At 45.0% G+C, this 19,464-nt stretch carries 16 protein-coding genes; 14 read left to right on the top strand and 2 right to left on the bottom strand.

The genetic code is table 11. The annotated features are described in order from the left end of the window. Positions 1-48 precede the first annotated feature (48 nt). Positions 49-684: a lactate utilization protein gene (locus tag B5F53_RS15680; protein ID WP_087225242.1), complete on the bottom strand. Its 636-nt coding sequence runs from the start codon at positions 682-684 to the stop codon at positions 49-51. A gap of 147 nt (positions 685-831) precedes the next feature. Between B5F53_RS15680 and B5F53_RS15675 the strand changes: the two genes are divergently transcribed. Both B5F53_RS15675 and argS read left to right on the top strand, forming a co-directional pair. Further along, a complete protein-coding gene (locus tag B5F53_RS15675; RefSeq protein ID WP_087225239.1) occupies positions 832-1,701 on the top strand; it encodes a DegV family protein in 870 nt (289 codons plus the stop codon). Positions 1,702-1,764: 63 nt separating this feature from the next. Continuing rightward, positions 1,765-3,531 (top strand): arginine--tRNA ligase, encoded by a 1,767-nt coding sequence (argS, locus tag B5F53_RS15670; protein WP_087225236.1) that lies wholly within the window; start codon positions 1,765-1,767, stop codon positions 3,529-3,531. 74 nt (positions 3,532-3,605) lie between these two features. On the opposite strand, the gene B5F53_RS15665 is transcribed toward argS, so the two are convergent. Then, positions 3,606-5,009, bottom strand: a complete 1,404-nt coding sequence (locus B5F53_RS15665; protein ID WP_162610632.1) for an O-antigen ligase family protein — start codon at positions 5,007-5,009, stop codon at positions 3,606-3,608. A gap of 537 nt (positions 5,010-5,546) precedes the next feature. Here B5F53_RS15665 and B5F53_RS15660 point away from each other — a divergent pair. The 12 genes from B5F53_RS15660 to B5F53_RS15605 all read left to right on the top strand — a co-directional run bounded on the left by B5F53_RS15660 (position 5,547) and on the right by B5F53_RS15605 (position 19,332). Further along, a complete protein-coding gene (locus tag B5F53_RS15660; protein WP_087225228.1) occupies positions 5,547-6,785 on the top strand; it encodes a serine/threonine protein kinase in 1,239 nt (412 codons plus the stop codon). Further along, positions 6,761-7,468: a hypothetical protein gene (locus B5F53_RS15655; RefSeq protein ID WP_087225225.1), complete on the top strand. Its 708-nt coding sequence runs from the start codon at positions 6,761-6,763 to the stop codon at positions 7,466-7,468. The genes B5F53_RS15660 and B5F53_RS15655 overlap by 25 nt, the downstream gene beginning before the upstream one ends. Before the next feature lie 47 nt (positions 7,469-7,515). Then, positions 7,516-8,163 (top strand): HAD hydrolase-like protein, encoded by a 648-nt coding sequence (locus B5F53_RS15650; RefSeq protein ID WP_087225222.1) that lies wholly within the window; start codon positions 7,516-7,518, stop codon positions 8,161-8,163. A 32-nt stretch (positions 8,164-8,195) separates the two neighbouring features. Beyond that, the gene (locus tag B5F53_RS15645; RefSeq protein ID WP_162610631.1) at positions 8,196-8,981 is read left to right on the top strand and encodes a CPBP family intramembrane glutamic endopeptidase; all 786 of its coding nucleotides are present in this window, start codon (positions 8,196-8,198) and stop codon (positions 8,979-8,981) included. Between the two features lie 109 nt (positions 8,982-9,090). Beyond that, entirely contained in the window at positions 9,091-9,354 is a 264-nt protein-coding gene (locus B5F53_RS15640) for a metal-sensing transcriptional repressor (RefSeq protein ID WP_087225217.1), read from the top strand. A 17-nt stretch (positions 9,355-9,371) separates the two neighbouring features. Further along, a complete protein-coding gene (locus tag B5F53_RS15635) occupies positions 9,372-11,945 on the top strand; it encodes a heavy metal translocating P-type ATPase (RefSeq protein WP_087225215.1) in 2,574 nt (857 codons plus the stop codon). Between the two features lie 163 nt (positions 11,946-12,108). Continuing rightward, positions 12,109-12,480 (top strand): GntR family transcriptional regulator, encoded by a 372-nt coding sequence (locus B5F53_RS15630; RefSeq protein ID WP_087225212.1) that lies wholly within the window; start codon positions 12,109-12,111, stop codon positions 12,478-12,480. Then, positions 12,477-13,379 (top strand): ABC transporter ATP-binding protein, encoded by a 903-nt coding sequence (locus B5F53_RS15625; RefSeq protein ID WP_087225210.1) that lies wholly within the window; start codon positions 12,477-12,479, stop codon positions 13,377-13,379. The genes B5F53_RS15630 and B5F53_RS15625 overlap by 4 nt, the downstream gene beginning before the upstream one ends. Beyond that, entirely contained in the window at positions 13,354-15,438 is a 2,085-nt protein-coding gene (locus tag B5F53_RS15620) for a DUF6449 domain-containing protein (RefSeq protein WP_087225207.1), read from the top strand. The genes B5F53_RS15625 and B5F53_RS15620 overlap by 26 nt, the downstream gene beginning before the upstream one ends. Before the next feature lie 162 nt (positions 15,439-15,600). Next, on the top strand, positions 15,601-16,356 hold the full coding sequence (rpsB, locus tag B5F53_RS15615; protein ID WP_087225204.1) for a 30S ribosomal protein S2: 756 nt from the start codon (positions 15,601-15,603) through the stop codon (positions 16,354-16,356). 24 nt (positions 16,357-16,380) lie between these two features. Beyond that, positions 16,381-17,313: a translation elongation factor Ts gene (gene tsf, locus B5F53_RS15610; protein ID WP_087225201.1), complete on the top strand. Its 933-nt coding sequence runs from the start codon at positions 16,381-16,383 to the stop codon at positions 17,311-17,313. Between the two features lie 210 nt (positions 17,314-17,523). Next, on the top strand, positions 17,524-19,332 hold the full coding sequence (locus B5F53_RS15605; RefSeq protein ID WP_087225198.1) for a Na/Pi cotransporter family protein: 1,809 nt from the start codon (positions 17,524-17,526) through the stop codon (positions 19,330-19,332). The last annotated feature ends 132 nt before the right edge of the window (positions 19,333-19,464 follow it).

Below are 19,464 nucleotides of genomic sequence, written 5' to 3'. Positions count from 1 at the left end.
AATAAAAGGAATGGGAAAGTCCAAACGACTTCCCCATTCCTTTTATTGTTAGAAACCTAATTCTTCATCGGTCAGAATGACAGTAATGCGTCCCTTGATTCTGGAAAAACGGGTAATCATAATCTGACAGCAGATGCAGTCGTCGCTGGTGCAGTCCGCGCAGAAACCGGTCCTGGCGCAGGGAGTATCGGCATGAACTCGCAGCGCGTTAGGAGGACAGGCGTGAAGCCGGATTCGGCGGATGGCATCGTCTGTGTTCTGACAGAGCTTGTTCATACTTGCCAGAACAATCACATGCTGCGGGCCATGAGCCAGACAGGCAACGCGGTTGCTGGCTCCGTCAATGTTTACCAATTCTCCGTCTGCGGTAAAGGCATTTGTACTCATGAGAAAATAATCGGAACAGACAATCTTCCCGTATAAGGCGCGTTTTTCTTCCGGAGAGGAGAAATTGCCGCGATCGATAAATTCATAATTTCCATTTATAATGGCCTCGGTCACGCCGGCTTCTTCCATGGAAACGGAACCTCCCCAGGTAACGGAAGAACCTTCCGGAATCAAAGAGAGAATCTTCTCTTTCGCTTCTTCTTTTGTCTGTACATGATAGAAATTCATTCCTCTTTTTTGAAACTTTTTCGCCAGAACCTCTGCAGAAGAGGCGCAGGCGTCTGTTTTCCACGACATATTCATATCCTCCTTTAATTTTCAGATTTTTTTCAGTATAGCATTTTAACGGCATATTTTCAATTGAGGTATCCTGCAATCTGTGATAGAATATAGAAATGCAAATATTAGTCTGCTTGGTCAGTTAAAGGAGAAAGGGAGAACCATATGGGAAAAACTGCAGTCGTGACAGACAGTAACAGCGGAATTACTCAAAAAGAGGCAGATAAGTTGGGAATTACTGTACTTCCGATGCCTTTTTATTTAAATGAAAATCTTTATCTGGAAGGGATTACACTTACACAGGAAGAGTTTTATGAAAGTCTTAAGAGAGATGAGCCTATTTCCACTTCACAGCCTGCCCCGGCAGATCTTCAGAAGCTTTGGGATGGGTTGTTAAAAGACTGGGAAGAGATTGTGCATATCCCCATGTCCAGCGGGTTAAGCGCTTCCTGTGGGACGGCTACAATGCTGGCAAAAGAGTATAAAGGAAAAGTTCAGGTGGTGGACAACCAGAGAATTTCGGTAACGCAGAGACAGTCTGTGCTGGATGCCTTATACCTGGCAGAACAGGGAAAAAGCGCGGCAGAAATAAAAGAGATTTTAGAGAAAGAAAAGAGAGAATCCAGCATTTATATTACGCTGGAAACTCTGAAATATCTGAAGAAAGGCGGAAGGATCACTCCGGCGGCAGCCGCCATCGGAACGGTTCTGAATCTAAAGCCGGTGCTTCAGATACAGGGGGATAAGCTGGATGCTTATGCAAAAGTCAGAGGAAAGAAACAGGCGAAACGAGTGATGATAAAAGCCATGAAAGAGGACTTTGAGAATCGTTTCAAAGAGTATGCAGACCGGGGAGAGATGTGTCTGGAGGCGGCGTACGCAGGAAATCCAGAAGAGGCACAAGAGTGGAAAAAAGAACTGGAGCAGGCTTTTCCGGGATATGAAATACACATGGATCCCCTCTCATTAAGCGTGGCCTGTCATATTGGTCATGGGGCTCTGGCAGTGGCCTGTGCGAAAAAAGTTGTATTATAAAATTATGAAATCCAGACGGCTGTGCTTCGCATTCCCGTCTGTAAAAGAGGAGTTGGAAAATTTATGGAAAAATGGATGAAACAGTTGGAAAAGGAGATGCATGCGGCGTTTGAAAAAGCCGGATACGATCCTTCCTATGGAAAGGTGACCCTGTCAAACCGTCCGGATCTGTGTGAATTTCAGTGCAACGGAGCAATGGCAGGAGCTAAGACATACAGAAAAGCGCCGATTATGATTGCCGGCGATGTGACAGAACAGTTGAAAGATTCCCCGGTTTTTGAAAGTGTGGAAGCCGTGAATCCGGGCTTTATTAACCTGAAACTGTCCAAAGAGTTTCTGAAATCTTATCTTCAGGAAATGTATCAGGACGAGAATCTGTCCCTTCAGAAAACTTCCAGTCCCAAAACGATTATCATTGATTACGGCGGCCCCAATGTGGCGAAACCACTTCATGTGGGACATCTGCGCTCGGCGATCATCGGAGAGAGTATCAAGAGAATCGGAAGGAAACTGGGCCATAAGATGATTGGAGATGTGCATCTGGGAGACTGGGGACTTCAGATGGGTCTGATTATCACAGAAGTGCGTCATCGCCAGCCGGATCTGGTTTATTTCCAGGAAGATTACCAGGGAGAATATCCCAAAGAAGCTCCCTTTACCATTTCCGAACTGGAAGAGATTTATCCCTCTGCCAGTGCCAGATCAAAGGAAGACGAGCAGTATCGTCAGGAGGCCCTGGAGGCGACGCATCTGCTTCAGCAGGGACACAGGGGATATATGGCCTTATGGGAACATATTATGAATGTTTCTATTCGGGATCTGAAGAGAAACTATGAAAAGCTGAATGTGGAATTTGATCTCTGGAAAAAAGAATCTGATGCCCAGCCTTATATCCCGGATATGGTAGAGAAGATGAAACAGGAAGGCTATGCGTACGAAGATCAGGGAGCTTTGGTGGTGGATGTAAAGGAAGAACAGGATACGAAAGAAGTTCCTCCGTGTATTCTCCTGAAATCGGACGGCGCTTCCTTATATACCACTACAGACCTGGCGACCATTGTGGAACGTATGAAATTATTCCATCCGGATGAAATCCTCTATGTGGTGGATAAGCGTCAGGAGCTTCACTTTATCCAGGTATTCCGCTGTGCAAGGAAAACGAAAATTGTAGAGCCGGATACAGCTTTGTCTTTCCTGGGATTCGGAACCATGAACGGAAAAGACGGAAAACCTTTTAAAACCCGGGAGGGCGGGGTGATGCGTCTGGAAAACCTGATTTCAGAGATTGATGAAGAAATGTTCAAAAAGATTGTGGAAAACCGCAGTGTAAGGGATAAAGAGGCGGAGAAGACAGCAGAAATCGTGGGATTATCCGCTATAAAATACGGAGATCTTTCCAATCAGGCAACCAAAGACTATATCTTCGATGTGGATCGGTTTACTTCCTTTGAGGGAAATACGGGCCCTTATATTTTGTATACCATTGTGCGGATTAAGTCTATTCTGTCCCGTTACCAGGAAGAAGGCGGAACTTTGGGAGGCAAAGAGCTGCTGGCAGCCGCCAACGACAGTGAGAAAGCTCTGATGTTGGAATTGACCCGTTACCGGGAAGTGATTGAAAACGCTTTTGAGGAAAAAGCGCCTCATAAAATCTGCGCTTACATTTATGAGATTTCCAATGCATTTAATCGTTTTTATCATGAAACAAAGATTTTAAGTGAAGAAAATGAGAGCCAGAAAAGCTCCTGGCTGATTCTTCTGGATTTAACCAGACAGGTGCTGGAATCCTGTATCGATATGCTGGGATTCTCCGCGCCGGAGCGTATGTAAAAAACAGGAAATAAGGAATGAAAAAGCAGTGGGGAACCTCCTGGGGTTATTTTCCACTGCTTTTTTAGTGTAAATTAAGTTTTCCACTGCGCGGTTTTTGGCTGTATGGCCGAAGGAGCCAGGATTCGGCAGGCAGACAGAGAAAGTCCTAAAGTTCCCCAGAAGAGAGGGGCCACACAGAGGGAGGAATCATTGATGATGCCTGTAATCAAATACCCCAGGATCCCCAGAAAGAGGCCTCCCAGAAAGAGGGAAGAAGGACCGTCTGTCTGTGGTCTTACAAAGGAGCGATACAGGCGTGCAAGGCAGCTTTTCCAGAAAACGAGAAGACAGAGAAGGGAGAGCACGCCGGTCTGGAGAGCCGTCTGCAGGTACAGGCTGTGAGGCTTTGTAAGAATCTGGCTGAAAAATTTCTTACCCAGCCAGGAGCGGGCCAGATAATCATCCTGGGGAAATACCATAGGGAAGGAATCTGGTCCGGTACCGAGAAGCAGGGTGTTTTTCAGAAGGGGAATGGTTCTTCCCCAGATATAGCCCCGGTTGGTAAAGGCCTTATCCAGGCGGGAAGGGAATACACTTTCTGCGTTTTCCATCTGATCCGGTTTTCCGTAAATCGTATAATAGATATATCCGTCTTCTGTCTTTAGAAAATCCCATGGAATATTCTCACAGGTAAATACCAGATGACAGGCCTGCCCCTCTTTATAAGTCTGAAATTCCAGTCCTTCTATGGAGTCCAGTCTTTTCCCACCGGAGGTCTCAATGTGCAGAGTTTCTTCTTCGGTCAGGGACAGGGAGTAGTCTTCTCCACGATACGTGATTGCAATCTGGTCTTTTTTAGGAGACACTCTGGTAAGGGACGCTTCTGTCTCCTGGGAGAAAACAGAAGTAACGCCTTTTACCAGTCTCTGATCATTGGCAAAGTTATAAACGGCCAAAAGAACCAGAAGGCAGAAAAATCCGCTGAAAACCCAGAACCGGATTTGCGGGTACCGCCGGAAACTCCAGAGAAGAACCAATACGGCCATAAGAAAAAGGGTAATCAGCCCGGCTTTGGAGCCGGAGAAAAACAGGCATAAAAGTAATAAACAGGATAACATCCCGGAGGAAATTTTCCATTTCCGGGAGGAAAACAGAAAAACTCCGCAGATACTTAATGGAAGAAATAAAGCGGCATAAGAACCTACATAATTGGGATTATATAAGGCCATATAGACGCTTCGCAGAGGATCCTCCCCAAAAGTGAAACGCAGGGTGTCCCGGTATTGGGAGAGACTGTCAGGGACCAGCAGCAGTTTCCCCAGGGAAGTATTGAAAAAATCTTTTCCCGCCAGTTGGGAAAGTCCCAGAAGGCACTGGAGAAAAACACCAATTCCCATGGCGGTTCCTATAAGCTTTAAATCCTGTCTGGTTTGGGGAAGCAGGGCGCAGGAAAAAACGCAGACGGCGTACCCCAGAAGAACCCAGATGGATTCCATCTGTTCCGCCATCCCGTACATACCGGCCGACGGATAATCGGAACAGAGAAAGGAGAAAAAGGAAAGAATGCAGTAGAGGATGAGGGGGAGCCAGAATTTTACCGAAAACCGGGGACGTGCCCGGAAACGGAAGAATAACAGAATCAGCATCCATGCGCATAAAAAGAGAAAGAAAAAGCTCCGGTAATAAAGAAAGAAATCGGCAGTCTCAGAAGAAGAGGGATACCAGGGATAAGAGGACAGCCTGGCAGGAACAAATTTCATTCTCGCAGTGAGGGGAAGTAAGGTAAATAAAAGAAAAATGGGCGTTAATGTTGCAGCTTTCCGAAAAATTTGTCTCATGGGGGAAATCCTTTCCTTAAATCTTAGCGTTGTTTTTTATTGTAATCAGAATATTAAAAAAAAGCAAGATTTGAGTGAGAGGGTAGATTTTTTTTATCAAAAAGAGTATAATAATGCCTATCGAAACAACAATTCTGAAACGGCAGATCGCTGAATTTTCCAATTAGAAGAAAACAGAATACGAGAGGAATTTGTATGCTTGGCGAAATAGTAAAAAACAGGTATGTCCTTTTAGAGAAGCTGGGCGGCGGAGGAGAGGGCGTGGTTTACCTGGCCCGGGATCTGCAGCTGGGAAAATACTGGGCAGTGAAGCAGATTTCGGTTCCCAGAGCAAAAGATCTTTCTGTTATAAAGAATCTGCAGCATCCCATGCTTCCTCAGATCGCAGACAGTCACAGGGATGGAACAGGATATTATCTGATTATGGAGTATATTTCCGGAACCACACTGGAAAAATACAGAAAAAAGAATAAAATTACATATCTTCAGCTATTGGAATGGGGAATGGAGCTGTGTGATGTTCTGGAGTATTTTCACAGTCAGAGTCCTCCCATTATTTACGGAGATTTAAAGCCGTCAAATCTGATGATCGACAAACAGGGAAAACTGCGCCTGGTTGATTTCGGAAGTCTGACCGTGCCCCTGAAACAGATGGTTACTTTCCGGGGGACTCTTGGTTATGCGGCTCCGGAAATACAAAAAGGTACGCCCTTCCTTCAGTCCGATATTTACAGTCTGGGAGTTTTACTGAAAGAATTATCCAAAGGGAGAAAGGGAAGGAACTGGGGGCTGAATAGAATTATAAGACGGTGTACCAGAAAAAATCCCCAGAAACGGTATTCCTCCTGCAAGATCGTGAAACAAAAATTAGAGTGTCTGAAAAGGAGAAAAACGAAAAAAGAAGGAAGACTTCTGCTTCTTTTTGCGGCGTGTCTTTTGTGTGCCTTTGGAGCAGGAGTAAAAAACAGACAGGATCCGGTGGTTATCCGGGAGGAAGAAAAGAAAGGAAATCCCAGAAAGCGGGATCTCAGTCTGGAGTACTTAAAAACGGGAAACCTTCAGATAGACGATGAAATCCGGGAAAATGCGGGATGGGAGGAACTGCAGAGGGAAAGGGACAGACTGAAGCCCTGTCTCTATATCTGCCAGGACAGCAGCAGTCAAATCTGGATGCTGGAACGGCTGCTGTGGCTGGAATATGCATTGGGAGAGGAAACCCAGGCGGAGCATTATGCCAGAATCCTTTTAAAAAAGTTTCCCCAAAGAGAAGAGGCATACAGTGATTTGGGAAATCTGTTATTTCTGACAGGGAAAAAGGAAGAATCGAAACGGCTTCTGGATAGAATGGAGCTGCGGCTCCCACAGGCGAAAGCACATAATACCCGGATATGGAAAGAGAGGGTGAGAGAATGGGAAAAAGAGAAAAAGGGATAAAAACCGGTTTCGCAGTTTTAGCTGGGTTACTGTTTTTCCTTTCTGCAGAAGAAGGGAATAAAGAGATCATACAGGCTTCAGATATGGAGCTGGGCGGCTTTCACATTGAGATTGAGGAAGGAGAACCGGAATCGGTAAAAGAGGAGCCGGTAAATGAAGAGCCAGAAGCGCCGGAAGCTGAGGAGGAAGTTTCTGAGGAAAAAACAGAGCTTCCGGCAGAAGAACTTCAGTCTCCGGAAATCGAAGAACCGGAAACGGGGGAGGAAGAACAACTCCAGCCGGAAACGGTTTTTCAGGAAACCCGGGAAATTCCTCAGGAAGAACCGAAAGTGAAAAAAACAAAAGAGGCAGTCCCTTCTTTGTCTCCCCGGCCGGAAACGAAGAACCAGAGTCCTTCCCTGAAGGAAGAAGAGACGGTCTGTTTTTTCCACAGTCTTCGCCCGGTTCTGGCAATGGATAGGATTCCGGTTATCCGTGTATCTGCAAAAGAAAGCCTCTATATCTATTCCTATGAAGTCAATGGGAATCCGGTATCTGCAAAATGGGATCAGGATACCATTTTGCCGGAACAGCCGAAATTAAAAGAAGGGAAAAATAAAATTGAACTGTTTCTGCTTACAGAGAAAGGGGAGATAATCGCCATGACTCCCTGGGAGTTTATTGCGGTAAAAGACAGGGTATGATATACTGGTAAAACCAGATACAGAGGAAAATAAGGAGAGAAGGACTTATGTATAAAGCAATTTTATTTGATTTAGACGGAACATTAACCGCATCTGGAGAGGGAATTACCAAATCTGTCCAATATGCCCTGTCAAAAATGGGGATTGAAGAACCAGATTTGCAGAAATTAGAAGGATTTGTAGGTCCTCCTCTTATGGAGCAGTTTCAGCGCTATGCCGGTTTTTCAGAAGCGGATGCCAGAAGAGCGGTGGAGTATTACAGAGAACGGTATGCCACAGTCGGAATCTATGAAAACTACCCCTATGAGGGAATTGAACAGCTTCTGGGAACTCTGAAAGAACGGGGATATTTGCTGGCGGTAGCTTCTTCCAAACCGGAGTATTTTGTAAATCAGGTCCTGGATTATTTCCGGCTGACTTCGTATTTTGATGTGATTGTAGGAAGTGAAATGAACGGCTGCAGGACCAGAAAAGCCGAAGTGATTGCGGAAGCCCTCAGACGTCTTGGATTCTCCAATAAGAGAAAACAGGTGATTATGGTAGGGGATAAGGAACACGATGTATATGGCGCAAGGGAAGAAGGACTGGACTGTGTGGCAGTCTCCTATGGATACGGAACCCAGGAAGAACTGGCCCAGGCAGAGCCTCTGAAAATCGTTTCCAGCGTCCGGGAGCTTGAGGATTTTTTCTTGTAAACCCGTTTCGTATGCAGCATCCGGTAAAAAGGGTGGGAAGAATTCTGCTTCCTGTAATAAGTGCGTACCTTTTTACTTTTATTTTGGCGCAGGTTTTCTATCTGGTATTGCTGCTGGGAGCGGGTGTCTCTGTAGAAGCTTTGGATCAGTGGGTTCTGGCGATTACGGCCGGGGTGGAACTTCTCTTTTTCCCTTTGGGAATCCGGATGTACAGAAGGGATCAGAAACGGAGAAGCCCCTGGAATAAAAAAATCAAAAATCAAAAACCGGAATTTCTGCTGTTATTTTTCATGGGAATGGGACTGAGCCAGCTGACAAACATTTTTGTAAGTCTTCTGGGACTGGCGCAGTATTCCAAAGAGTATGAAGAACTGCTGGAAAATTCCATTTCCAGTCAGAGTATCTTTTTGCAGATCTTTACCGTCTGTCTGGTTGCGCCGGCCTTTGAGGAACTGATTTTCCGCGGTCTGTTGTTTCAGAGAATCCGGGATTATCTTTCTCCCATCTGGGCGATAATCATTTCCTCGGTGATTTTCGGAATATACCATGGGAACTTACTTCAGGCTGTGTATGCCTTTATTTTCGGGATGTTTCTTGCGTTGGCTGTGGAGTATACGGGTACTCTCCGGGCCGGAATCCTCATGCATATGAGTGGAAATCTTTACAGTATTTTACTGCAGAATTTCGGTATGGATTTGCTGGAAATAGGAAATGGAATATTTTATCTGGAAATCCTGTTTGGACTGACGATCATCGTGGTCGCAGGCTGTATTTATTACAGAAAGAAAGCGAAAAAACAGCAGATTCGCTTAAAATAAGATTCAGGCGGTTGTCATTTGGCAGCCGCCTTTAAAAATTCTGTTGACAAAAAAACTTTTTGAAGTATAATAATACTATACCCCGGTGGGGTGTAGAAAGGAGGGGCTTATGCAGGCAGATGAGAAAAAAATCAGGAGACTTTTAAAAACCGCCAGGGGACAGATTGACGGAATTTTAAAGATGGTAGATGAGAATCGGTACTGTATTGACATTTCCCAGCAGTTAATGGCGACAGAAGCGATTTTAAATAAAGTCAACAAAGAAATATTAACGGCACATTTGAAAAATTGTGTTTCTCAGGCAGAAACCCAGGAGGAAAAAGAAGAGAAAATTGATGAACTGGTTTCTATGCTTGGGAAAATTTTAAAATAACAGGAGGAATTCGGACAATGAAGGAAAAATTTGACGTTACGGGAATGACCTGTTCGGCCTGCTCTTCCAGAGTGGAAAAGTGTGTGGCCAAGCTGCCGGGAATTCAGGAAGTGACGGTAAATCTTCTGACCAACAGTATGCAGGTGCAGTATGATGAAAGCCAGTTGTCCCAAAGACAGATTATTGATGCAGTTGTAAAAGCGGGATACGGAGCCGCAGCCAAGGAGGCAGGCGGAGATAAAACTGCGGTGAATCAGAAATCAGCGGCAGAGCCAAAAGAGAATCTGATAGAGAAACAGATTCAGAATATGAAAATGAGATTGATTGTTTCCTTTGTTTTTCTGGTTCCATTGATGTATGTGTCCATGGGACATATGATCGGCCTTCCCCTTTTTGATTTTCTTACAGGGGAGCAAAATGCAGTGAGTTTCGCATTTACTCAGTTACTGCTGTGTCTTCCGATTCTTTATGTGAACAGAAAATATTATACAAAAGGGTACAGTACGCTGTTTCACGGGGCTCCAAATATGGATAGTCTGATAGCTATCGGTTCTACTGCGTCCTTAGTTTACGGTATTTTTGCCATTTACCGGATGAGTTACGGACTGGGCAGCCAGAATATGGAACTGGTTCACCGGTATTATCATGATCTGTATTTTGAATCGGCAGCTATGATACTGGCTTTAATTACCGTTGGAAAATATCTGGAAACTCGATCCAAAGGAAAAACCAGCGAGGCCATTACCAAACTGATGAATCTTGCTCCGAAACGCGCCATTGTGGAGAGGAACGGAAAAGAGCTGGAAGTGGAAGTAGAACAGGTACAGGTGGGGGATACGGTGATTGTAAAACCGGGTCAGAGTATTCCGGTAGACGGATTTATTCTGGAGGGAACCACCAGTGTCGACGAGGCAGCCATTACCGGAGAAAGTATCCCGGTACAGAAGCATCCTTCCGATACTGTAATTGCCGCGACGATGAATAAGACGGGATTTATTAAATTTAAGGCCACCAGAGTGGGAGGAGATACCACCTTTTCTCAGATTGTGCGCCTGGTGGAAGAAGCCAGCGCCAGCAAAGCCCCCATCGCGAAAATTGCGGATCGGATTGCAGGAGTATTCGTTCCGGCAGTTATGGGAATTGCCCTGGTGACGGCAATTGTGTGGCTGGCAGTGGGTGCGGAATTTGAGTTTGTCTTATCCTGTGCCATCAGCGTTCTGGTGATTTCCTGCCCCTGTGCCTTAGGCCTTGCCACCCCGGTGGCCATTATGGTGGGAACCGGAAAGGGCGCTGAAAACGGAATTCTGATTAAATCAGGAGACGCTCTGGAGACTGCCCATAACATTCAGTGTGTGATTATGGATAAGACCGGAACCATTACTCAGGGAAAGCCAGTGGTAACCAATATAGAAACTTCCATGGAATCTCAGCGTGAATTTCTGGCGGCAGCGGCAGGACTGGAAGCGAAAAGTGAACATCCTCTGGCAGATGCCATTTTAGAATATGCCAGAGAAAAGGGAATAAAACCGGCGCAAGTGGAAGAGTTTCAGTCGATTCCCGGAAGAGGCGTAAAAGGGAGCATAGATGGAATTACTTACTATGCCGGAAACCGGAAACTGATGGAGGAAAATCAGATTGATACAGGAAATTTCGGGCAGCGAATGGAGGCTCTGGCAGATGAGGGGAAAACACCTATGCTATTTGCAAAGGGCAGGGAGATAATCGGCATTATTTCTGTGGCCGATGTGGTAAAACCCTCAAGCCGGGAAGCGGTTCGCCAGTTTAAAGAACTGGGCATCCAGGTAGTTATGCTTACCGGGGACAATAAGAGAACGGCAGAAGCCATCCGCAGACAGATGGACATTGATACGGTCGTTGCTGAAGTACTTCCTCAGGATAAAGAAAGAGAGATTGCCAGACTTCAGAAGAAAGGCAGGCAAGTTGCCATGATCGGAGACGGAATTAACGATGCCCCGGCTCTGGCCAGAGCCGATGTGGGGATGGCAATCGGAGCAGGAACAGACGTGGCCTTGGAAAGTGCAGATATTGTTCTTATGAAAAGTGATTTAATGGATGCGGTCACAGCCGTAAGACTCAGCAAGGCCGTTATCCGGAACATTAAGGAGAATCTGTTCTGGGCCTTTTTCTATAATACTCTGGGAATTCCGGTGGCGGCGGGGATTTTCTACAGCGCTTTCGGATTAAAATTAAATCCCATGATCGGAGCCGCAGCCATGAGTTTAAGCAGTATTTTTGTAGTTTCTAACGCCCTGCGTCTGAAACGGTTTAAAGTTTCCCAAAGTCCGGCAGCAGAAACAGAGGCACAGATTCAGGAAGCAGCGCTTCAAAGCGAAAAAATAGAAGAAAACAAGGAGGAGAAAAAGATGCTGACAATGAAAATCAACGGGATGATGTGTCCCCACTGCCAGGCAGCAGTTACAAAAGCTTTAAATGCCATTGACGGGGTAAAAGCAGAAGTAAACCTGGAAGAGAAAGCAGCCTACATTACTTTAGAGAAGGAAGTAGGGAAAGAAGAGCTGGCCAAAGCGGTAACAGATGCCGGTTATGAAGTGGTCAGAATAGAAGAATAAAAAGCCAGGCAAAGAGGAGGATGTTCCAATAAGGACATCCTTCCTTTTTATATTTTTTTAAGAATTTTAAAGAGTTCTTTTATTGACAGGAAACCTGTTTCTATGTATCATGAGTGTACTAAGACGAATAGTACACTAAATGGAAAAGAAAGGGGACCTGTTTATGATAATTCTCGATTATCAGGATCGACGGCCCTTGTATGAACAGATTGCTGAGAAAATGCGGCTTCTCATCATACAGGGCGTGCTGAAACCTGAAGAACAAATGCCTTCGGTCCGGAAACTGGCGGTCGAGCTGGCGATTAATCCAAATACTATCCAGAGAGCTTACACAGAATTAGAACAGCAGGGTTTCATCTATCCAGTGAAAGGACGGGGAAACTTTATCTCGCCCAATCTCGAAATCGTAGCGAAGAGGAAAGAGCTGTTTTATGGGGACTTAAAGAAACTGGTCCGCAAAGCGAAGGGAATCGGAATTGAAAAAGACGAATTCCTGAATAAGACGGAAGAGTATTTTAAGGAGGAACAGGCATGATTCAGACAAAAAATGTATGTAAAAAGTTTGAAGACGTAATGGCGGTCAGAGACCTGACGCTGACCATTCATGAAGGAGAAGTCTTCGGACTGGTGGGGACCAACGGCGCCGGAAAAAGTACGCTGCTTCGCATGCTTTGCGGAATCCTGAAGCCGGATCAGGGATGCATTCAGATTGATGAAAAAGAGGTCTATGAGAATGAAAAAGTAAAGGGAAAGATTTTCTATATTTCTGATGAAGCTTATTTTTTCGCCAATGCCACGCCCAGGGAAATGGGAAATTACTATAAAAAATATTATCCGAAGTTTGATATGCAGCGTTTCAGTGATTTTCTGGAACAGTTTGGCCTGAACAAAAACAGCAAAATCGGGAACTTTTCCAAAGGAATGCGCAAACAGTTAAGCGTTATTCTGGGAATGAGCGCCAATACAGAATATCTTCTCTGTGACGAGACCTTTGACGGTCTGGATCCGGTTATGCGCCAGGCGGTAAAGAGCCTTTTTGCAGCAGAAATTATGAACCGGAAGTTTACACCGGTAATCGCTTCCCACAATTTAAGGGAACTGGAAGACATTTGTGATCATGTGGGACTGCTTCACAAAGGCGGAATCCTCTTGTCCAGAGATCTGGAGGATATGAAATTCCATATTCACAAAGTGCAGTGCGTATTAAGAGAGAAAGAAGATGAAAAACAACTGCTGAAAGAGCTGGAGGTACTAAAACATGAGAAGCAGGGGTCTCTGCTTATTATAACAGCCAGAGGGACACGGACGGAAATTATGGAGAGGGTAGAATGCAGAAATCCACTGTTCGCGGAAATTATTCCCCTGTCTCTGGAAGAGATCTTTATCAGCGAAACGGAGGTGGCAGGATATGAAATCAAAAATCTTCTCAGTTAAAATTTTTAAAGACAATATGAAACGCCAGATCTGGATTCTGGCAATCTTAGGTCTGGTTTATTTTTTCTGTTATCCCTTAGGCATTCTTATGAGCTTTTCTCAGTGGAAACAGATGAAGATGGGCTATAATGATATAGAAGAAGCGCTGATACGCTATTTCTCCCAGGACATGTCATATGTTCAGCTTATTGTAATCGTCCTCGGAGCAGTTATGGCAGGTGTGGCAGCCTTTTCTTACCTGCATTCCAGACAGAAGGTGGATTTTTACCACAGCCTTCCGGTAAAACGGGAATGCATGATGGGAAGTCAGATTGCCGCAAGTTTTCTGCTGTGGTTTATTCCCTATGTAGTATCCGTCTTTCTGGCTGTCTGCATCGGAGCGAGCAACGGCCATTTTTCCATGGATATTTTAAAAGCTGCGGCCGCATTTGCAGGAATCAATATCCTGCTCTTTTTCCTGGTTTATTTCTGCACAGTGCTCGCTGTTTTACTGACGGGAAATCTGTTGGTGGGAATTCTGGGAACCATTGTGATTCTCGGATATGCGCCCTTTTTTATCCTGCTTCTTTACGGACAGTTTATGAGCTTCTTTCCGGCTTTTAACGGAGATTCCTTTTCTCAGGGAATCTGTGACTTTGTGAAAAACTATCTCTCTCCTGTGACCTGGTATCTAAATACCTGTTCCGGAGGCAGAGGTTATACAGCAATCGCCGTACTGGGAGCCGTAATTGCGATTCTTCTGCTTTTGGTTCTTTGCATGTGGATTTATAAAATGCGTTCCTCCGAAAGCGCCGGAAAGGCAATGGCTTTTCGAAAGGCTGCTGTTGCAATTCAGTTTTTACTGGTGCTCCCTGTCAGTATGGGCTGCGGTCTGTTCTTTGAGGGATTCTTTTCCAACGGCTCAAAGCAGAGCATTCTCTGGTGGATTTTCGGTCTGGTATTCGGACTGGTTCTCAGCCATGGTGTGATTGAGACTATTTATCGTTCCAATTACAGAAAGTTTTTCAGCGACAGGAAAATTCTGCTGATGGCAGGAGGGGCAGTGGCCGTCATCAGCTTCTTCTTCGGCGTGGATCCTCTTCATTACAGCAGCTATCTGCCGGAAGAGACCCAGATAGAACGGATTGGAATTGAGGCGCATTCCCTGAATTACAATCTCAGTGCGTCAGGTTTTGCAGAAAAGAGTTCCAATGGAGAGACCTCCCTTGTTACCACAGACGGAGATAGTTATATTTCTATGAAAGCTACCCGGGAAACCTATAACTGGGTGAAACAGATTGTGGAGGAAAACAAGAAGGATAAGTGGTATGACAGCAGCGCCATGGATAAAGAGAACGCCTCCTTTCTGTCTCTGAAGTATGAACTGGAAAACGGAAGGAAACTTTACCGCAGCTACTATGTGGGCCAGGCGGAATTAGAAGAAAAAATTCTCCAGGCGACAGAGGAAGAACAGTTCCGGCAGGAAATGTACATGAACGAAGAAATACTGGCCCCCTATACGAAGAGAATTTATTTTAGCAGTGGGGAAAACTACGAAGAAGTTACAGATGCAACCAACGGTTCAGAACAAAAACAGGAAGAAATTCAGGAAGTATTCTCAGCGCTGGAAAAAGACATTGCATCGGCCGGCCGTTTTACCTTTGAAGAAGAACCTGTGGGAATCTTACAACTGGAAGGGAATCTGAGCACGTCCGGAACCCGGGGCTATTCAACAGAATGGAGTACCGGATATTATATTTACCCGGGATTTAAAAATATAATGGCTATTCTGGAAGAAAAAGAAGTCCATATTCCAAAATCGGTTACGGTAAGCGAGATTTCTTCCATAACGGTCTATGATTATGATGAGGAAGGACTGGCGGAAGAAACGGTTTATACCGATCCGGACGAATTGGAAGAGATTCTGCCCAGTCTGATAGAGCAGTATAGAGTTGTTCCCTGGAAAAACATGGATGTATCAAAAACTGCACTGATTAAACTTAAAGACACAAACCATGGAAGCGATGGCATCTATTGTTCCATTGACAGGGGAAAGGCGCCGGATTTTCTTGAAAAATAAGGAAAAATTCCCTTGCGCCTGCAGGAAGGATATGATATAATCTGAACGTTGCAAATAAACACGCATAAGGATTCCGGCAGACGGTGCCTGTTTTCACAGGAAATGACAGGTCCTAACGGAAAATGACTTGTGCGGAAGAGAATAACCAAAGGAGAGAAAAACATGAGCGTTATTTCAATGAAACAGCTTTTAGAAGCAGGTGTTCATTTCGGACATCAGACAAGAAGATGGAACCCTAAAATGGCTCCTTACATCTACACAGAAAGAAATGGTATCTATATTATCGACCTTCAGCAGTCTGTAGGTATGGTAGACGATGCTTACAACGCAATTGCTGATATTGTGGCAAACGGCGGAAACATTCTGTTTGTAGGAACCAAAAAACAGGCGCAGGATGCAATTAAGACAGAAGCAGAGCGCTGCGGACAGTTCTATGTAAATGAAAGATGGCTGGGTGGTATGCTGACCAACTTCAAAACCATTCAGAGCAGAATCGGCAGATTAAAAGAGATTGAAGCTATGGAAGCAGACGGAACTTTCGATGTTCTGCCTAAGAAAGAAGTTATTGAATTAAGAAAAGAAATGACAAAACTTCAGAAAAACCTGGGCGGTATCAAAGAAATGAAGAGACTTCCGGATGCAATCTTTGTTGTAGATCCCAAGAAAGAAAGAATCTGTGTTCAGGAGGCTCATACTCTGGGAATCCCGCTGATCGGTATCTGCGATACCAACTGTGATCCGGAAGAACTGGATTACGTAATTCCTGGAAATGACGATGCAATCCGTGCTGTAAAACTGATTGTTTCTAAAATGGCAGACGCTGTTATCGAAGCAAACCAGGGCGAAGCAGATGCAGACGGAGAAATTCAGGCAGAATCTGAAGAGTTTGCAGAAGAAGCACAGGCAACAGAAGAATAATTCAATCTCAGGAGGAATTTGGAAATGGCCATTACAGCTAAACAGGTAAAAGAATTAAGAGAAATGACCGGCGCTGGTATGATGGACTGTAAGAAAGCTCTTACAGCTACAGAAGGCGATATGGATAAAGCAGTAGAATTTTTACGTGAAAAAGGTCTTGCTACCGCTCAGAAAAAAGCAAGCCGTGTGGCAGCAGAAGGTCTTTGTAAAACGGTTGTATCTGAAGACGGAAAGAATGCAGTTGTTGTAGAAGTAAATGCAGAAACCGACTTCGTTGCTAAAAACGAAAAATTCCAGACTTATGTAGCACAGGTAGCAGAACAGGCAATGGAAACCTCTGCGGCAGACATTGACGCTTTTCTGGCAGAGCCATGGAAATTCGAAGAAGGCAAAACTGTAAAAGAAGCTCTTGCAGCACAGGTAGCCGTAATCGGTGAGAACATGAACATCAGAAGATTCTCCCAGGTAAAAGAAGACAATGGTTTCATTGCTTCCTATACACATATGGGCGGAAAAATCGGCGTTTTAGTAGATGTGGAATCTGATGTTGTAAACGATGCTGTAAAAGAGATGGCAAAAAATGTTGCTATGCAGTGTGCAGCTCTGAAACCTCAGTATACAAGCCGTGAGGAAGTAGATCAGGCTTACATCGAGCATGAGAAAGAAATCCTGATGGTTCAGGCTAAGAACGAAAAACCTGATGCCAACGAAAAGATCTTAAACGGTATGGTAATGGGACGTATCAACAAAGAGCTGAAAGAAATCTGTCTGTTGGATCAGGTATATGTAAAAGCAGAAGACGGAAAACAGACCGTTGGTAAGTATGTAGAGCAGGTAGCAAAAGAAAACTCTGCAAATATTAAAGTTAAGAGCTTTGTTCGTTACGAAACCGGCGAAGGAATCGAAAAACGTGAAGAAAACTTCGCAGAAGAAGTAGCAAAACAGATGGGAATGTAATTGTCGGGACGGATCCGAAGAGTGAAGTCAAAGTTTACGAAAATACCCATACAGCGTTGCCTGATGAGGCAAAAGCTGAAGGCCAAGGTTAGTAACAGTCATATGAATGGAACTAAGCATTTTGGAAGAACCTTATCTGCAGCTTTTTGTGGATAAGGTTCTTTTGGTATGCACCCCGGTTAAGGGAACATAGAACGGAAGAAAAACATTATGGAAATATTTTCAATGATTCTGTCGCTGCTTAGCGGCGTAGCAATGTTTCTTTACGGCATGCTTATGATGGGCGACGGATTAAAAATGGTGGCCGGCAACAAGCTGGAAAAATTTTTGTATAAGATGACCAATACACCCTTAAAGGGTGTTGCGCTGGGGGCGGGAGTGACCTGTGTGATTCAGTCCTCCTCCGCCACAACGGTCATGGTAATTGGTTTCGTTAATTCTATGATGATGAAACTGCGGCAGGCAATCAGTATCATCATGGGAGCAAACATAGGAACAAGTATTACGGGATGGATCCTGTGTCTTTCTTATATTGAAGGATCAGGAGGTCTGGCAACTATCCTGTCTACAACGACTATATCAGCGATTGTAGCAATTGTGGGCATTGTGTTCCGGATGTTCAGCAAGCGCTCTGTGTATAGAAACATCGGTAATATCATGCTGGGATTTGCAATTCTGATGATGGGAATGCAGACCATGAGCGGGGCGGTGGAACCGCTGCGGGAAAATGAGTTTTTCATCAGCATGCTTACCATGTTTTCAAATCCTCTTATGGGGATTTTGGTGGGCATTGCCTTTACAGCTATTTTACAGAGTGCGTCAGCAGCGGTCGGTGTGCTGCAGGCCCTTTCCGTGACGGGGCTTCTGACCTTTGCCAGCGCATTTCCCATCGTGCTGGGGATTGGAGTAGGCGCAGCCTGCCCGGTTTTGATTTCTGCTATCGGCGCAAATAAAAACGGAAAACGAACGGCGCTGATCTACCTTCTGAATGATCTGTTCGGTATGATCTTTTGGGGGACTGTATTTTATGCAGCGAATGCGGTTGTGCATTTTGGCTTTATGGATCAGATTATGTCACCGGTGTCGATAGCCTTTATAAATACTGTTTTCCGTGCGGCTACGGTGTGCGTGCTGTTCCCCTTTATTCCCAAGCTGGAGAAGCTGGTCTGTCTGTTGGTGAAGGATACAAAAGAAGAACTGGAAGAAGAAGCGGATCTTGAACTGCTGGAGGATCGTCTGGTTGCTTATCCGGCGCTTGCCATGGGGCAGTGTCAGAGGGTAATATCCGGAATGGCGAAAAAAGTACGGAAGAATGTAAACCGTGCTATGAATCTTTTAAATGAGTACCAGCAGGAACGCTTCGAAAAGGTAAAGCGCAAAGAAGATCTGATCGACAAGTATGAGACCCGGCTCGGCTCTTATCTGATGCGCCTGACGAAAAAGGAGATTACCACCGCGCAGTCCAGGCAGATGTCCCTTTATCTGAGCACTATCAGTGACTTTGAAAGGATTGGAGACCATGCGGCAGATATTGCTTATATGTCCAATGAGATGCAGGAGAGAAAGATAAGGTTTTCTGAGGAGGCGCTGGACGAATTAAATGTGGTGATGGAAGCGGTGCGTGAAATCATAAATATTACCGCCAGGGCGTTCATGAACGGGAATCAGGAAGAGGCCGATAAAGTGGCGCCTTTGGGCGTTGTGATTACCAACCTGTGTGATGAACTGAAGCACAACCATGTAACACGTCTTGGCAGCGGCGACTGCGGACTCGAGCAGGGAACTATTTTCAATGATATTCTGAACAGTTTTACCCGTATTGCCGCTCACTGTGCCAGTATCACATCGGCTATGCGAAAGGCTGAGGAGGGGGATGAAGATATACATATCCATGACTCAAAAGTCTACGCAGAGGATGGCATGACATATTATTCTTATTTTACAAAGTACGCTCAGAAATATGATCTTGGAAACGAAAGCAGTCATGTAAAAAGCATGGAGGCAGAAGAGGTCATGTAGTTTAAGAGGGTATTGCAGAATCATCGAATCAGATGATGAAGCGATACCCTCGTTTTAGTGCGCCTGGCGGCGCACGTTTCTTAAGGGTGCAAGTCCCAAATCCGCCCGGTAGTGGGAAGGACATAGCCGAAG

Source organism: Blautia sp. An249, from assembly GCF_002159835.1.
GTDB classification, from domain to species: domain Bacteria; phylum Bacillota; class Clostridia; order Lachnospirales; family Lachnospiraceae; genus Blautia_A; species Blautia_A avistercoris.
Note: the sequence above shows the minus strand (reverse complement) of the source record. Positions and strands in the feature narration are given on the sequence as shown.

What these genes read in the sequence shown, in the direction of transcription:
- rpsB (WP_087225204.1), top strand. Translation starts at nt 15,601, where the DNA reads ATGAGCGTTATTTCAATGAAACAGCTTTTAGAAGCAGGTGTTCATTTC.
- B5F53_RS15620 (WP_087225207.1), top strand. Translation starts at nt 13,354, where the DNA reads ATGAAATCAAAAATCTTCTCAGTTAAAATTTTTAAAGACAATATGAAA.
- B5F53_RS15655 (WP_087225225.1), top strand. Translation starts at nt 6,761, where the DNA reads ATGGGAAAAAGAGAAAAAGGGATAAAAACCGGTTTCGCAGTTTTAGCT.
- B5F53_RS15625 (WP_087225210.1), top strand. Translation starts at nt 12,477, where the DNA reads ATGATTCAGACAAAAAATGTATGTAAAAAGTTTGAAGACGTAATGGCG.
- B5F53_RS15665 (WP_162610632.1), bottom strand. Translation starts at nt 5,009, where the DNA reads ATGGAATCCATCTGGGTTCTTCTGGGGTACGCCGTCTGCGTTTTTTCC.
- argS (WP_087225236.1), top strand. Translation starts at nt 1,765, where the DNA reads ATGGAAAAATGGATGAAACAGTTGGAAAAGGAGATGCATGCGGCGTTT.
- B5F53_RS15640 (WP_087225217.1), top strand. Translation starts at nt 9,091, where the DNA reads ATGCAGGCAGATGAGAAAAAAATCAGGAGACTTTTAAAAACCGCCAGG.
- B5F53_RS15660 (WP_087225228.1), top strand. Translation starts at nt 5,547, where the DNA reads ATGCTTGGCGAAATAGTAAAAAACAGGTATGTCCTTTTAGAGAAGCTG.
- B5F53_RS15635 (WP_087225215.1), top strand. Translation starts at nt 9,372, where the DNA reads ATGAAGGAAAAATTTGACGTTACGGGAATGACCTGTTCGGCCTGCTCT.
- B5F53_RS15650 (WP_087225222.1), top strand. Translation starts at nt 7,516, where the DNA reads ATGTATAAAGCAATTTTATTTGATTTAGACGGAACATTAACCGCATCT.
- B5F53_RS15680 (WP_087225242.1), bottom strand. Translation starts at nt 684, where the DNA reads ATGTCGTGGAAAACAGACGCCTGCGCCTCTTCTGCAGAGGTTCTGGCG.
- B5F53_RS15675 (WP_087225239.1), top strand. Translation starts at nt 832, where the DNA reads ATGGGAAAAACTGCAGTCGTGACAGACAGTAACAGCGGAATTACTCAA.
- B5F53_RS15630 (WP_087225212.1), top strand. Translation starts at nt 12,109, where the DNA reads ATGATAATTCTCGATTATCAGGATCGACGGCCCTTGTATGAACAGATT.
- B5F53_RS15605 (WP_087225198.1), top strand. Translation starts at nt 17,524, where the DNA reads ATGGAAATATTTTCAATGATTCTGTCGCTGCTTAGCGGCGTAGCAATG.
- tsf (WP_087225201.1), top strand. Translation starts at nt 16,381, where the DNA reads ATGGCCATTACAGCTAAACAGGTAAAAGAATTAAGAGAAATGACCGGC.